We start from the raw sequence: 14,739 nt of genomic DNA, 5'->3' as shown, positions 1-14,739 counted from the left end.
GTACGCAGTGCTCCGCGACCGCGGTTCGTCTGCCGCGCAAGGCGGTTATGCGGTGTCCGGCGTGGGCACCTGCGGGCCGGAGCCCGGCCGCTGGTTGATCGGGCCGAACGTCTGGGCGAGCTCCAGCTCGTCGGCCAGCACGGCCGCGAGCCGGCGCACTCCCTCGGTGATCCGCTCCGGGGTCGGGTAGCAGAACGACAACCGCATCTGGCGGCTGCCGAGGCCGTCAGCGTAGAACCCCGTGCCGGACACGTACGCGACGCGGGCGGTGACCGCGCGGGGCAGCATCGCCTTGGTGTCGACGCCCGCCGGCACGGTCAGCCACACGAAGAAGCCGCCGTCCGGCACGGTCCACGAGCAGCCCTCGGGGAGGTACTGCTCCAGCGCGGCGATCATCGCGTCCCGGCGGTCCCGGTAGGCCTGCTGGAACGACTTGATCTGGCCGCGCCAGTCGTGGGTCGCGAGGTAGCGGGAGACGATCATCTGGTTCAGCGTGGGCGGGCACAGCGTGGCCGACTCCGCCGCGAGCATCAGCTTCTCGCGCACCGCGTGCGGGGCGAGCGCCCAGCCGACCCGCAGCCCGGCGGCGAACGTCTTCGAGAACGACCCGAGGTAGACCACGTTGTCCGGGTCCATCGAGCGCAGCGCCGGGTAGGTCTGGCCGTCGAAGCCCAGCAGCCCGTACGGGTTGTCCTCGACGATGAGGACCTGGTGCCGCGCGCAGATCTCGAGGATCTCGGTCCGGCGCGGCACGCTCAGGGTCACGCCGGCGGGGTTGTGGAAGTTGGGGATCGTGTAGAGGAACTTGACCCGCCGGCCGGCCGCCGCACAGGCTGTGAGCGCCTCGCGGAGCGCCTCGGGCACCAGACCGTGCTCGTCCATCGCCACGTGGACCACGTCGGCCTGGTAGGCGGTGAACGTGCCGAGAGCGCCGACGTAGGACGGCCCCTCGGCCAGCACGACGTCACCGGGATCACAGAAGATCCGGGTGACCATGTCGAGCGCCATCTGGGAGCCGACCGTCACCACGACGTCGTCGGGATGACCGCGCACCCCCTCCAGCGCCATGACCTCGCAGATCTGGTCGCGGAGCTCGGGCAGCCCGTGCGCGGACCCGTACTGCAGCGCCACCAGCCCGTCCGCCCGGACCAGGTCCGCGATCTCGGCGGAGAGCGAGTCGAGCGGGAGCGCCGTGAGGTTGGGCATGCCACCGGCCAGGGAGACGACCTCGGGCCGGCTCGCCACCGCGAAGAGGGCCCGTACCTCGGAGGCCGTCATGCCGGCCGCGCGAGCCGCGTACCTGCGCAGATGGGGATCGAGACTGCGGCCGCCCGGTCTGTCGGGCGGTGGTCCCACCGAGGTCATGCGGGCTCCGTGCGGATCGGTGCTGGGGGTCGGTGCGAGTAATCGATCGAGTGTAACCGCCACCTTGATCCGCCCCGGACTGTTTCTCATCCCGCTGGAGTGGGCTTATCCTGGCAAGCGGTACGCGTTGCACGGTCGGACGTGAAGCGCGTTGTTCCGCACCGCGAGGCATGCACACCGTGTGGGGAGGTACAGGGTGTCGCGACGCGTCATCGGCGTCACGCTGGACAACCTGGAGGATCTGCCCAAACACAGCAGAGGGTGCGTGTTCTGGGAGCTGGCTCCGCACCTGCGCGAGCAGGCGGACGACTTCGGCACGTCCGAGCTCGAGAAGGAGGCCTGGGTCTCCAGCGTGCTGCTGGAGTGGGGCTCCTGCGGTCGCATCGTCTACAGCGACAAGCTGCCGGTGGGCTTCGTGCTGTACGCCCCGCCGACCGCCGTGCCGCGTGCCTCGGCGTTCCCCACGTCGCCGCCGAGCCCGGACGCCGTGCTGCTGACCGGCTTCCACGTGCTCCCGGAGTTCCGGGGTGGCGGGATGGGCCGGATGCTGATCCAGGCGGTCGCGAAGGACCTGACCCGTCGCGGCGTGAAGGCCATCGAGGCCTTCGGCGATGCCCGCCCGGACGAGGACGAGCCGACCTGTGTGGTGCCCGCGGACTTCCTGCTGCGGGTCGGCTTCAAGACCGTCCGCCAGCACCCGCGGTGGCCGCGGCTGCGGCTGGAGCTGCGCAGCGCGATCTCGTGGAAGGAAGACGTCGAGGCGGCCCTGGAGCGACTCCTCGGAACCGTCACGGTCAGCACGGCGAGCCCGGTACTGCAGCGCTGAGTTGTCCACAGGTTGGCTGTGGACAACGTGGTGCGGGTGTGGATAAGGCTGTGCGCTACTCGGCTTTCGCCAGCTCGTGGCGGAGCACGTCCTCGAACGTGAAGGTGCCCGTGGGCTGGTCGTTCTCGCCCAGCAGGTACAGCCGCTTGACGGCGACGAGGATGCCCTCGGCGACCACGTCGCGGAACGCCGGGTCGGCCAGTCGCCGCCGGTCTTCGTCGTTGGTCAGGTAGCCGATCTCGATGCGCACTGCCGGGCAGCGGGTGAGCCGCAGCGTGTCCCAGGTCTTGCGGTGCGCGTGGCAGTCCCGCAGCCCCGTGCGCACGGCCAGCTCGCGCTGGATGAAGCCGGCCAGCGTCTCGCCGATCGTGGACGTGCTGCCGTCCGCGGTGCCGAAGTGGAAGCTCGCCACGCCCTGGGCCAGCGGCGAGCGGTTGGCGTCGTTGTGCAGCGACAGGAACAGGTCCGCGCCGACGTCGTTCGCGAAGTGCGCCCGGTCGGCCTCGGTCGGGCACTGGTCGCGGCCGCGGGAGAGCAGGGCCTGCATGCCGGTGGCGACCATGCGGCCCTCGAGCCGTCTGGCCAGATCCCACACCAGGTCGGCCTCGCGGATGTCGCGAACCAGCACGCCGGCGTCCGGGCCGCCGTGGCCCGGGTCGATGACGATCCGCTTGCCGCGCAGCCGTGGGCCGGCCTTGCGTACGCGCTCCTGCTCACGCAGCAGCACCGGCGAGCCGCCGCGGGCTCGCGGGGACAGCTGGCGCAGTGCACGCAGCGTCTCCGGCCCGCAGATGCCGTCCACGCCCAGCCCGTAGTCGCGCTGGAAGTTGCGCAGCGCCGCCTCGGTCTGCGCGCCGAACACGCCGTTGGGGCGGCCGGCGTCGTAGCCCAGCTCGAGCAGCCGGTTCTGCAGCGTCAGCACGTCGTCGCCGGAGACCGGGGCCGACACCAGGTAGGCCAGCGGGCGCGCGCCCAGCTGGTAGGTGGCATCCCGCAGCGCCCGGTAGGTCGCGGGGCCGACCACGCCGTCGGTGATCAAGCCCCGAATCTGCTGGAAGGTGCGTACCGCGTGCTCGACCGCCTCGTCGAACAGTGACCCCGACCCCGCACCGTTGGTTGACGGCAACAGTCCAAGCGCTGTCAGCGTGGACCGGACCTCGGCTACGGCCGGACCGTCCTCACCACGGCGGAGTACCCGCATGCACCCCTCGCTCGGGTCGGGCACCGACTCGTGGTCGGCGCGTGTGACATCGACGCCAGCTTGGCGATCGCGAACTACTGCGAACCCATTGTGCCTTGCCGGTGTGGGTCCGGCGCGGAGGGTCACATGGTGCGTCTGTCCAGTGACCCCCGACACCCGACCCACATCACTTGGACGTCACCAAGGGTGCCGACGGTTGCGTGTCAGCCCAGGTAGTCGGACAGATCCGCGAGCAGCGCCGCCTTCGGCTTCGCGCCGACGATCTGCTTGACCGGCTCGCCGCCCTTGAACAGGATCAGCGTGGGGATCGACAGCACCTGGTAGTCGCGCGCCACGGTGGGGTTCGCGTCGACGTCGAGCTTGGCGATCTTGATCTTGTCAGAGTGCTCGCCGGCGATCTCCTCGAGCACCGGGGCGACCATCCGGCACGGGCCGCACCACGTCGCCCAGAAGTCCACGAGTACGGGCACGTCGCTGCTCAGCACGTCGTCGGCGAACGTAGCGTCGGTCACGACGACAGTGTTTCCGGCCATCTTCTCTCCTCGTTGTGGTGGGACGTGTGGTGGGGACGAGTCAGTTGCGCGTGGGTGCGTAGCCGCCGCCGACGAGCTCCGGGGCCACGTGCGCCTCGGACTCCTCCTCGTGCTCGGCGAGCCAGCGCTCGGCGTCGATCGCGGCCGAGCAGCCGGAGCCGGCCGCGGTGACCGCCTGACGGTACGTGCGGTCCACCAGGTCACCGGAGGCGAACACGCCGTCGATGCCGGTGTAGGTCGTGTGCGGCTTGGTCCGGACGTAGCCGTCCTCGTCGAGGTCGAGCTGTCCGGCGACGAGGCCGCTGCGGGGGTCGTGGCCGATCGCCATGAACACGCCGGTCACGTCCAGCGTCGACTCCTCGCCGGTGTTGGTGTCGCGCAGCCGCACGCCCGTCACCGAGCTCTCGCCGAGGACCTCGGTGACCGCGGAGTCCAGCTGCCAGCGGATCTTCTCGTTGGCCCGGGCCCGCGTCAGCATGATCTTCGAGGCGCGGAACTCCTGGCGCCGGTGGATGATCGTGACCGACCGCGCGAACCGGGTGAGGAACGTGGCCTCCTCCATCGCGGAGTCGCCGCCGCCCACCACCGCGATGTCCTGGTCGCGGAAGAAGAAGCCGTCGCAGGTCGCGCAGGCGGACACGCCGTGCCCGAGCAGCCGCTGCTCGCCCGGCACGTTCAGGTACCGCGCGGCCGCGCCCATGGCGAGGATGATCGCCTTCGCGCCGTAGCGGACCCCGTTCACCGTCGCGTACTTGACCGGGCCCTCGAGCTCGAGTCGCTCGACGTCCTCGGCACGCAGCTCGGCACCGAACCGCTCGGCCTGGGCGCGCATCTGCTCCATCAGGTCGGGGCCCATGATCGCGTCGCGGAAGCCCGGGTAGTTCTCCACGTCGGTGGTGGTCATCAGCGCGCCGCCGAACTGCGAGCCCTCGAACACCAGCGGCTCGAGCTGCGCTCGCGCGGCGTACACGGCGGCCGTGTAACCGGCCGGACCGGAGCCGACGACGATCACGTTGCGGACCGGCTGCGCGGTGTTGTCGGTGGGCATCTGACCTCCGGGATGGGGCGCGATGACTTACATGCGCTTCAACGCGATCGTAGGCGTCCGTTGTTCCGCGGCGTCGGGTGACGGGCGGCACCGAGCACGAAGAAAGGCCGCGGGCGTACCCGCGGCCTTTCTCCGGTGTCTGTCGGTCAGGGGATCACGGTGTCGGCGAGGACCGTGCCCGGGTCGTCGGTGGTGCAGGTCGGCTCGACGACCACCAGCCGGAACTTGCCGGGCTGGCCGGCGCCCAGCAGCGCGGCGACGCCCTCCTGGCCGTCCAGGGTCACCGGGCTGACGCCCAGCGGCGAGTCCGGAGCCGGCAGCTCGTGTGCGGTTAGGCAGTCGCGCAGGCCCTGCTCGTCGCCCAGCTGCCCGTAGTCGGTGTCGCCGGTGAGCTGGCCGATCGCGGCGCCGAGGTTGTTCTCGGACAGCGCGAGCGGTGCTTCCGCGCTCCCCTCCGGCGCCTCGGTGTTCGTCGGCGTGTTGCCGTCCTGCGCACTCGGCGTGCCGCCGGTCTGGTTGCCGGGCAGCGCGACGAACGCGATCGCCGCGGCGGCGGCCGCCGCGGTCAGCACGCCCGCGCTCCAGGCGGCCATCCGGCCACGGCGCCTGCGTGCGGCGGCGAGGTCGACAACGGGTGCGACCGGGGGTGGCGGCGGCGTGGCGGTGGCCACCCGGCCACTGGCCCGGGCCTCGGCCTGCAGCGCGGCGTCGAGCCGGGCGGCGTACTGAGCCGGCATCGGCTCGACCGGGGCGGTGCCCAGCTGACCGAGACCGACCGTGACCTCGTCGAGCGCGGCCAGCACGGCTCGCGCCTCGGGGTCGGCGTTGACCTGCGGCCACAGCCGCGCGGACTCGGCCGGGTCGAGGACACCGGCGTGCAGGTCGGCGAGGAGGTCGACGGACCACGGGGGCCCACCGGGCCCCTTCACGCTGTCCGTCATCGTCCCTCCCAGCGGCGCCTAGCCGGCACACCTCGCCCTTCAACTGCGCCATCTGGGACGCTGCCGTCTCCATCGGGGTTCCGGAGATGACCGAGAACTTTGGCCAGTTTGGCCCGTCCGCGAGCACACCGGCTCTTCACGGTTCCCTCGGCGATCCCCAGCATCTTGGCGGTCTCGGCGACCGAGTAACCCTCGACGTCGACCAGCACGATCGGCACCCGTTGATCCTCCGACAGCTGGCTCAGCGCGTTCTGCACGACCAGCCGGGTCTCCCGCTCGGACATCGAGTCGCGCGGGGCGGCCGGCTCGCCGGGACCGGTCTCGGGCAGCGGCACGGTCGGCCGGGCCTGCTTGCGGCGCACGCGGTCCAGGCAGGCGTTGACCACGATCCGGTGCAGCCACGTCGTGACCTGCGACTCCGCGCGGAACGAGCTGGCCGCGCGGAACGCCGAGATGAACGCCTCCTGCAACGCGTCGGACGCCTCCTCCGGGTCGCGCAGCGTGCGCAGCGCGACGGCCCACATCCGGTCCCGGTGGCGGCGGACCAACTCAGCGAAGGCACGCGGGTCACCGGCGGCATGGGCCGCGATGAGATCGGCGTCCGAGCTGGCGGCGGTGGTCACGCGATGAGGATATCGGGCGGCCGGTCAGCTACCAGAGGTGTGGCCCCGGACACTCACTTGGCGCGGACGAAGGACAGCTCGCCGAGCGAGGACTGGTTGCCGTCGGCCAGCTGGGCGACCCACACGATGAGGTACTGCGTCGGCTCGGTCGTGGGCAGCTCGATGCGCGTCTTGCCGTCCTGCAGCTCGCCCTTAGCGATCACCTTCGTCTCGCTGAGCTGCGGATCCGGCGACGGGGCGGTGCGGATCTCGACGACCGTGCCGGGGCTCGGCGAGTCGATCTCCACCGCGGCGAACCGGACCGAGTCGGCGAACGCCGCCATGATCCCCACGCCCGGCTTGAGCGCGGGGAACTGCTGCTTGTACGTGTCGGTCTCCCAGAGGGTGCCGACGTCGCCGTCGGTGACGTTGCTGGCGTCCTGCTCGTCGTCCTCTTCGCCCTCGGGGTTGTACTCGGACACGCCGGCCGGGTCGATCGGGCCGGCCGCCTGCGGCTTGGGCGGCGTGCTCTCGCCCTCCTCCGGCGGCGGCTGGGTGATCGTGACCGGGGCGTTCGAGCTGCCGGTGTCGTCGCCGAAGAAGTCGATCAGCAGCATGCCCGCCCAGGCGAGCACGCCGACGGTGGCCACGGCGAGCGCGGTGACGCCGATGGCGAGCTTGCGCCGCTTCAACCGGTCCTCGACCGGCGGGCGGGTGGTCCACACCGGCCCCTCGTCGTCCTCCGCGCCCGGCACGACCGGCCGCAGGTGCTCGGTCTGCTCGGCCGACCGGGCGGCCTCGCCGAGCACCGCCAGCAGCGTCGCGCTGTTGCGGATGCCGCCGATCGAGGTGTCCTCGAGACTGCGCAGCGCGACCGCGGACAGCTCGTGCGGCACCGGGGTGAGCGTCTCCGGCGCGACGATCGAGCCGTCCGGCGCGACCGGCGCATCCGGGATGGCGGCCGGCCCACCAGGCAGCGGCCAGCGGCCGGTGAGCAGCAGGTACAGGATCGCGCCGAGGCCCTTGACGTCGTCGCGGGGCACGGCCTCGGGCAGCGCCCCCGGGAACGCCAGGCGCAGCGCCCCCTCCGGGGTGACCCGGATCCGCTGCGGGTGGTCGACGCCCAGCACCAGGCCGGCGACGTGTGCGCGCTCCACGGCCGCGGCGAGCGGCTCGAGCAGCCGGGCGGCGGTCGCGGGCGGCAGCGGGTGCTCGGCGACGAGGTCCACCACGTCGGTGCCGGTCGACCAGTCGGCGACCACGATGCCGAGCAGCCCCTCGTCGGCGGCCACCCCGTTGCCGAGGCTCAGCACGTCCAGCACCCGGGCCATCCCGGGGTGGCTGAACCGTGCCGCGTGCATGGCTCGCTCGAGCGTGCGCCGCGCGTCCTGGGCGCGGGTCGCGTCACCGGGCTCGCCGACGAGCACGGTGAGCGCCACGTCCCGGCGCAGCTGGTTGTCGCGGGCACGCCACAGGTGCGCGTTCACCCGCTCGTCGATGCCGAACTGGGCGAGCAGCCGGTAGCGCCCCTCGCCGATCACGGCGCCCGGCAACAGGAAGTTCTCCCCGGCGCCACCGCCGGGGCTCAACTCTCCCGCCGGGGAGTCGGTTCGCCTCGTGGTCACTGCTCTCGCCGGACACCCTTCTCGTTGGCCGATCGAAATGAGCCTACGTGAGTCGCGGGGGTTATCGCCGCTCTTTGTCCCTACCTACGACGCACCAGTCGGGTGATTCGTCGCAACGCCGGGTCGAGCTCGGGCACCTTGAACGCGACGAGCAAGCCGAAGGTCGCCACGAGTGTCACCAGACCCTGGACGACCAACAGCACCCAGGCGGTCGCGGTGTCCCCGAAACCGTCGGGCAGCACCATGCCGGCCAGCAGGCCGGCGCCGAACCCGAGCAGGACGCCGGCGACGCCGGCGACGACGCTCTGCACGATCACCCGGACCACCCGCATGCTCTGCAGCCGACCCAGCCGCACCCACAGCCACATCTGCCCGAGCACCGCGCCGACGACGAACGTCAGCGAGTTGACCAGCAGCACGCCGATCACCACGTGCTCGGATTGCAGCTGGTCGCGGCACAGGTACAGCAGCGGGATCTTCACCAGCGTCATCACGATCATGATCAGCGTCGGGGTGCGCGCGTCCTTCATCGCGTAGAAGACCCGCAGCTGCAACATGACCAGGGCGTACGGGAGGATGCCGAACGCGGAGAAGGCCAGCGCGTCGCCCAGCCGGCGCGCGTCGACGACGTCGGCGTTGCCGTAGTTGAACAACGCGACGCCGATGGCCGAGCCGGCGATCGTGAGCACCGCGCTCAGCGGCACCAGCAGCACGGTCGACAACCGCCCGGCGAGGGAGAGGTCGTCGACGAGCTTGGCCGTGTCGCCGTCGGCCGCCGAGCGGCTCAGCCGCGGCATGATCGCGGTCAGCAGCGAGACCCCGATGACGCCGTAGGGCAGCTGGAAGAGCAGCCAGGCGTTCGAGTAGATCGCCGCACCGCCCGAGGCACCCGCGGTCAGCACCCGCATGGTGAAGACCAGGCCGATCTGGCTGACCGCGACGTACCCGACGATCCACAGCGCGAGCCCGCCGAACTCGCGCAGCCGGGCGTCGATGCCCCAGTTCCAGCGGAAGCGGAACCCGATGCGGCGCAACGCCGGCAGCAGCACGATCGCCTGCACGGCGATGCCGAACGTGACCCCGATGCCGAGCACGAGCAGCTTCGCGTCGCCCATCCGAACCGGGTTGAGCGAGATCTCGCCCGGCACGAGCGCGTAGACCAGGATCGTCAGCATGACGATCACGTTGTTCGCGACGGGCGCCCACGCGGGCGGCCCGAACACGTGCTTGGCCTGCAGGATCGCCGACAGCAGCGCGAACAGGCCGTAGAAGACGATCTCCGGCAGCAGCAGGTAGGCGAACGCCGTGGCGAGCTCGGGACTGGCCTCGCCGGTCGAGCCGTCCATGTAGAGCCGGGTGAACAGCGGAGCCAGGGCGACCGCGATGACCGTCGCGCCCAGCAGCATCGTCATGGCGACCGTCAGCAGCCGCTGGGTGTAGGCCGCGCCGCCGTCCTCGTCGTCCTGTGCGCGCACAAGCAACGGCACCACGATGCTCGCGAGCACTCCGCCGAGCAGCAGCTCGTAGATGATGTTGGGCAGCGTGTTGGCCACGGTGAACGAGTCGTTGACCACGCCCAGGCTCGCCGCCCAGGCGAGCATGACCTTCCACGCGAACCCGGTGATCCGGCTGACCAGGGTGGCGATCGCCATCGACCCGCTGGCGCGCGCCAGCGAGGGCTGCTCGCCGCTCTGCCCGGTCATGGTCGTCGATTCTGTACCGCGGCTAGGAGTCAACGACGACCTCGTCCCTCGTCCCGGCCCGCGCCGCGCGCACCCGGCGGAAGAGCCGGAACACCACCAGCACCACGAGCACGCCGCCCGCGACGCCGGTGATCGCGACCGTGATGAACCCGTAGGAGGTGGACGTGAGCTCCAGCCGCGCGGTGCTGCCGAGCTGCGTGCCGCCCGGCGTGGTCAGGGAGGCGTCCACGGTGAACCGGCCCGCGCGGATCACCTCCGCCGGGATGAGCGGGTTGCGCGAGGACAGCGGCGGGATCCGGATGTCGGTGAACGGGACCGGCCGCAGGCCCGCCGTCGCGTTGAGCCTGATCCGGACGACCATCGCCACCGGCAGCTGGTTGGTGATGTTCACCGGGATCGGGCTCTCTCCGGAGGCGAGCGTCAGCGGGCGGCGGGGGTCGTTCACGACCACCTTGCCGCACAGCGCGGCCAGCTGCTGGTCGACGTACTCGACCCACGCGGTCGCCTGCTCGCGCCGGCCGCGCCAGGCCGTGGACACGCCGCGCAGCAGGCCGTACTGCATCGGGGAGAGCAGCTGGTTCGGGTCGACGTCGGTGGTGTTGTCGTCGACCATGGCGTCGAGCAGGTCGCGCTTGGTCGCGTTGATGCGCCGCACGTCCGTGGTGACCGAGCGCGGCACCTCCTGCGCGCTGTCCTGCGGGGTGTACGTCAGGCCGGCCGCGGTGCCCCGGTCCGCGCCGGACAGCGCCTGCACCAGCGACCGCGGGGTGGCGTAGCCGCCGTCGAAGAGCCGGCCGGCGAGGTCGAGGTAGAGGTCGAGGTCGGTGGCCGAGGCCGTCCACCGCCGCGGCGGCGCCACGATGACCTGGTCCGCGGCGCGCGTGTCGAACAGGGTCCGGAAGGCGAGCGCGGCGAGCCCGTCCTGGAGGTCGCCGCTGCCCGACACGGGCGCGAGCGTCCGGGACAGCAGCGCGTCGACCGGCAGCGCGCGCACCGGGTTGGCGGTGTGCGGGCTGTTGATCCGGTAGGGCGCCGCCCCCTTGACGTCCCGCAGGTGGCCGGGGTCGGCGAGCAGCGTGGTCGGTCCGTTGGCGGCCAGGTCGACGAGCGTGCGCTGGTCGACCGAGCCGCCCGCCGGCCAGAACAGCTCCGTCGCCGGCTTGACCGACAGCAGCTGCGAGACGACCGACGAGCTGCCGAGCGCGAGCTCGGACAGGTCCACCGCGGACGAGCGGGACAGCGCGACGAGGTCGGCGTCGGCGTAGGGCACGGAGATCACGCACTGGCCGACGGCCAGCTCGCTCAGCCGGTTCAGCCAGTCCTCGGCCGCCGCCTCGCCCGTGCCGGCGACCGTCCGCCCGCCTTCGGCGCGCACCTTGTACCCGCGGGTCATCGCGTCGACGGTCTGCAGCAGGTCCGGGTCGACCGCGAAGCACATCGAGCCCAGCAGCGCGCTGTTCGCCGCGGCGGCCGTGGTCACGGAGTTCACCAGGCCGAACAGCCGGCCACCGACCGACAGCGACTCGGCGAGCCCGTCGTCGGTGAGCACGACCTGGCCGTCGGTGGTGGGCAGCCGGCGCGGCTGGGTGTCCATGATCGGCCAGAGGAACGTCAGTCCGGGCGGGGACGGCGTGCGCTGCGCCGCCTTGCCGCCGGGCACGGACAGCACCGGCAGCGGCAGCGAGACCACCGCGAGCCGGGCCTGCCCGCTGTACTCCTGCCGGCCGTTCACGTTGACCAGGGCCGGGTACACGCCGGGCCGGGACAGCGCGAGCGACTGCTCGGCGCCGCGGACCGCGACAGTGACCCTGAACGACACGCTGTCGCCGCGGTCGAGCTCGTCGGCCACGTCCACGAACGGCGAGCTGGCCGAGTCGGTGTCCAGGTCGGCCAGGTCACGCAGCTGCGTGTCGCCCTCGACCGGCTCGCCGCGCTGCACCTTCACGCGGACCTCGTCGACCCGCCGGTCGCCGGTGTTGGTGATGCGGCCTGTGACGGTCAGCTCTGGGGTGCTCGAGGTGATCACCCGCGGAGTCATGGACTCGACCTCGAGCGACAGTGGCTGGGTGCCCTCCCGCTGCGGCACGGCGTGCCCGATCGGGTCGGCCGCGGCCGGGACCGCGGCGGGGGCGAGCGCCAGCAGCGCCGTCGCGAACAGGCCCGCGCCCGCCTTCCACCTCGTCACGACGGCTCAGCTCCCGTCCGCCTTGGCCGGCTCCTCGTCGGGCGCCGTGCCGTCCGGGGACGCGTGGGTGCCGAGCAGTTCGAGCGCGCGCAGCACCAGCCGGCGCTCGTCGGCGTAGGCAAGCCGCTCCTCCAGCTCGTCGATGGGGACCCAGGCGACCTCGGTCACCTCGACGTCCTCGTCGGACAGTTCGCCGCCGCGCTCGGTCATCAAGAAGTGGTGCACCGTCTTGTGGATCCGGCGTCGGTCGGCGACGAACCAGTAGTCGATCGTGCCGAGTGGTCGGATTATCTCGCCCAGGATGCCGGTCTCCTCGGAGACCTCTCGCACCGCGGTCTGTTCGGGCGTCTCGCCCTCCTCGATGTGGCCCTTCGGCAGCGACCACAGCAGCCGGCCGCGCCGGTCCAACCGGCCGATCAGCGCCACGCTCGTCCGGTCGTCGGAGATCACCACGCCACCCGCCGACGTCTCGTCGACCGCCGCCATCCGCCGACCGCGACGTCGTCCGCGGCGCCCCGACCGGGCGCCCCGGGGCCTGCCGGACGACGAGGGCATGCACGCGATCGTAGTGTGGCGCTCGTGGCCGGGTCCGCCTTCGCCCGGCGGCCGGTGCCCGCCGCGGCCAGACCCGCCAGATACGCTCGTTCCCCGTGTCCAACCTGACCCGACCCGATGCAATGGTGGAGCGCCTGCACTTTCCCGTGGCCGAGGAGCTCGCGCAGCGCTTCGCCACGGCCGGGCACCGGCTCTACCTCGTCGGCGGCACCGTGCGCGACGCCGTACTGGGCCGGCTGGGCAACGACCTCGACTTCGCCACCGACGCGCGCCCCGAGCAGATCCGGCGGCTGGTCACCGGGTGGGCGGACGCCGTCTGGGACACCGGGATAGCCTTCGGCACGATCGGCTCGCGCCGGCACGGCACGGAGCTCGAGATCACCACCTTCCGGGCCGACACGTACGACCGGAAGAGCCGCAAGCCCGAGGTCCACTTCGGCGACTCGATCGAGGACGACCTGGTCAGGCGCGACTTCACGGTCAACGCGATGGCTGTCGACCTGTCGACAAGGACATTTATCGACCCGCACGACGGGCTCTCCGCGCTGGCCAAGCGGCGGCTGGACACCCCGGCCACCCCGCAGGAGTCCTTCGCCGACGACCCGCTGCGGATGATGCGCGCGGTCCGCTTCGTCAGCCAGCTCGGCTTCACGCCGGCCCCCCGGGTGCTGGCCGCGATCCGCGACATGCGCGACGAGCTCACCCGGATCACCGCCGAGCGGATCCAGGCGGAGCTGTCGAAGCTGCTGTGCGGTGCGTTCCCGCGGCGCGGCGTCGAGCTCATGGTCGACACCGGGCTCGCCGAGCACGTGCTGCCCGAGGTCCCGGCGATGCGGCTGGAGATCGACGAACACCATCAGCACAAGGACGTCTACCAGCACTCGCTGGTTGTGCTGGACCAGGCCATCGCGCTCGAGGACCCGGATGCCGGGCCGGACCTGGTGCTGCGCCTGGCCGCGCTGCTGCACGACATCGGCAAGCCGCCGACCCGACGGCTCGTCCAGGGCGGCGGGGTCAGCTTCCACCACCACGAGGTGGTCGGCGCCAAGATGACCCGCAAACGGTTGCGGGCGTTGCGGTACTCGAAGGAGATCATCGAGGACGTGGCCCAGCTGGTGTACCTGCACCTGCGGTTCCACGGCTACGGCCGCGGCGAGTGGTCGGACTCGGCGGTGCGCCGCTACGTCACCGACGCCGGTCCCCTGCTCTCCCGGCTGCACAAGCTCGTCCGCGCCGACTGCACCACCCGCAACCGGCGCAAGGCGGCCGCACTGCAGCGCACCTACGACGGCCTCGAGGAGCGGATCGCCAGGATCGCCGCCGAGGAGGACCTGGCGCGGGTGCGCCCGGACCTCGACGGCAACGAGATCATGCGGTTGCTCGGACTGCCGCCGGGGCCGCTGGTCGGCCAGGCCTGGCGGTTCCTCAAGGACCTGCGGCTCGACCGTGGCCCGCTGGAGCACGACGAGGCGGTCGCGGAGCTGCGCCGCTGGGCCGCCGAGCAGGGCATCAGCCCGTCCGAACCGCCCCCCGGCGGGTGACGGCCTCGAAGCCCACCATGCCGACGAGGTAGAGCACGGTCGCGATGACGATCAGCGTGGCCGACTCGCCGTTGGCGGGGATCATCGCGGCCGCGATCGCGATGGCCACGACCTGGGTGATGTTGAACAGCATGTCGTAGAGCGCGAACACCCGGCCGCGGGTCTCGTCGCCGATGTCGCGCTGGACGGCGGCGTCCACGCACAGCTTGACCACCTGGCCGGCGAAGGAGATGAGGAACGCCGCGCCGAGTGCCGTCGGCAGGACCATGGGCAGGCCGAGCCCGAGCTGCGCGAGCGCGGCGAGGCCGAGCGCGCCCAGCACGGTCCGCTTGCGACCGAGGCCGGTGACCAGCCGCGCGGTCGTCAGCCCGGCGACGAAGATGCCGACCGCGCCTGCGCCGAGCACGACGCCGAGGCCGGGCAGCCCGGCCTCGATCGGACCGAAGTCCTCGAAGCTGAACCGCATCAGCAGCACGGTGAGCAGCAGCGAGATGCCGAACGACGCCCGGTGCGCGAGCAGCGCGCAGAACCCGGCCGCGACGCTGGGCGTGCGGGCGGCGACCCGGGCGCCGTCGAAGAGCCCGTGCGCGACCGCGGCGACCGCGGTGTCCGGC

At 72.1% G+C, this 14,739-nt stretch carries 12 protein-coding genes and 1 pseudogene; 2 read left to right on the top strand and 11 right to left on the bottom strand.

Annotation, left to right across the window (positions count from 1 at the left end; genetic code table 11):
* Positions 1 to 45: 45 nt before the first annotated feature.
* Positions 46 to 1,365 carry a PLP-dependent aminotransferase family protein gene (locus tag ACRDSK_RS08175; RefSeq protein ID WP_431439345.1) on the bottom strand — a complete coding sequence of 440 codons (1,320 nt, stop codon included), beginning with the start codon at positions 1,363 to 1,365 and terminating at the stop codon, positions 46 to 48.
* A gap of 196 nt (positions 1,366 to 1,561) precedes the next feature.
* On the opposite strand from ACRDSK_RS08175, the gene ACRDSK_RS08170 reads away from it, so the two are divergent.
* Positions 1,562 to 2,191: a GNAT family N-acetyltransferase gene (locus ACRDSK_RS08170; RefSeq protein WP_431439344.1), complete on the top strand. Its 630-nt coding sequence runs from the start codon at positions 1,562 to 1,564 to the stop codon at positions 2,189 to 2,191.
* A 55-nt stretch (positions 2,192 to 2,246) separates the two neighbouring features.
* Here ACRDSK_RS08170 and ACRDSK_RS08165 read toward each other — a convergent pair whose 3' ends face one another.
* The 9 genes from ACRDSK_RS08165 to ACRDSK_RS08125 form a co-directional block, all read right to left on the bottom strand.
* On the bottom strand, positions 2,247 to 3,392 hold the full coding sequence (locus ACRDSK_RS08165; RefSeq protein ID WP_431439343.1) for an N-acetylmuramoyl-L-alanine amidase: 1,146 nt from the start codon (positions 3,390 to 3,392) through the stop codon (positions 2,247 to 2,249).
* Positions 3,393 to 3,595: 203 nt separating this feature from the next.
* Positions 3,596 to 3,925 (bottom strand): thioredoxin, encoded by a 330-nt coding sequence (gene trxA / locus ACRDSK_RS08160; RefSeq protein WP_431439341.1) that lies wholly within the window; start codon positions 3,923 to 3,925, stop codon positions 3,596 to 3,598.
* Between the two features lie 40 nt (positions 3,926 to 3,965).
* Positions 3,966 to 4,973 carry a thioredoxin-disulfide reductase gene (gene trxB / locus ACRDSK_RS08155; RefSeq protein ID WP_431439340.1) on the bottom strand — a complete coding sequence of 336 codons (1,008 nt, stop codon included), beginning with the start codon at positions 4,971 to 4,973 and terminating at the stop codon, positions 3,966 to 3,968.
* Between the two features lie 146 nt (positions 4,974 to 5,119).
* Positions 5,120 to 5,914: a hypothetical protein gene (locus ACRDSK_RS08150; protein WP_431439338.1), complete on the bottom strand. Its 795-nt coding sequence runs from the start codon at positions 5,912 to 5,914 to the stop codon at positions 5,120 to 5,122.
* Positions 5,911 to 6,537: an RNA polymerase sigma factor SigM gene (gene sigM / locus ACRDSK_RS08145; protein ID WP_431439337.1), complete on the bottom strand. Its 627-nt coding sequence runs from the start codon at positions 6,535 to 6,537 to the stop codon at positions 5,911 to 5,913. The genes ACRDSK_RS08150 and sigM overlap by 4 nt, the downstream gene beginning before the upstream one ends.
* Before the next feature lie 53 nt (positions 6,538 to 6,590).
* Entirely contained in the window at positions 6,591 to 8,141 is a 1,551-nt protein-coding gene (locus tag ACRDSK_RS08140) for a protein kinase family protein (protein WP_431439336.1), read from the bottom strand.
* 80 nt (positions 8,142 to 8,221) lie between these two features.
* A complete protein-coding gene (gene murJ, locus ACRDSK_RS08135) occupies positions 8,222 to 9,844 on the bottom strand; it encodes a murein biosynthesis integral membrane protein MurJ (RefSeq protein WP_431439335.1) in 1,623 nt (540 codons plus the stop codon).
* A 22-nt stretch (positions 9,845 to 9,866) separates the two neighbouring features.
* Positions 9,867 to 12,029, bottom strand: coding sequence for a DUF6049 family protein (locus ACRDSK_RS08130; RefSeq protein WP_431439334.1), 2,163 nt, complete (start codon positions 12,027 to 12,029; stop codon positions 9,867 to 9,869).
* A gap of 6 nt (positions 12,030 to 12,035) precedes the next feature.
* The gene (locus ACRDSK_RS08125) at positions 12,036 to 12,584 is read right to left on the bottom strand and encodes an NUDIX hydrolase (RefSeq protein WP_431439333.1); all 549 of its coding nucleotides are present in this window, start codon (positions 12,582 to 12,584) and stop codon (positions 12,036 to 12,038) included.
* A gap of 122 nt (positions 12,585 to 12,706) precedes the next feature.
* Between ACRDSK_RS08125 and ACRDSK_RS08120 the strand changes: the two genes are divergently transcribed.
* Complete coding sequence (locus ACRDSK_RS08120) at positions 12,707 to 14,125, top strand: CCA tRNA nucleotidyltransferase (protein ID WP_431439375.1); 1,419 nt, start codon at positions 12,707 to 12,709, stop codon at positions 14,123 to 14,125.
* On the opposite strand, the pseudogene ACRDSK_RS08115 reads toward ACRDSK_RS08120, so the two are convergent.
* Positions 14,094 to 14,739: pseudogene (locus tag ACRDSK_RS08115) on the bottom strand (MFS transporter); the annotation flags it as partial. The gene ACRDSK_RS08120 and the pseudogene ACRDSK_RS08115 overlap by 32 nt on opposite strands.

This window comes from Actinophytocola sp. (genome assembly GCF_050699915.1).
Lineage (GTDB): Bacteria > Actinomycetota > Actinomycetes > Mycobacteriales > Pseudonocardiaceae > Actinophytocola.
The sequence above is the reverse complement of the archived record's forward strand: the minus strand, read 5'-3'. Positions and strand labels throughout refer to the sequence as shown.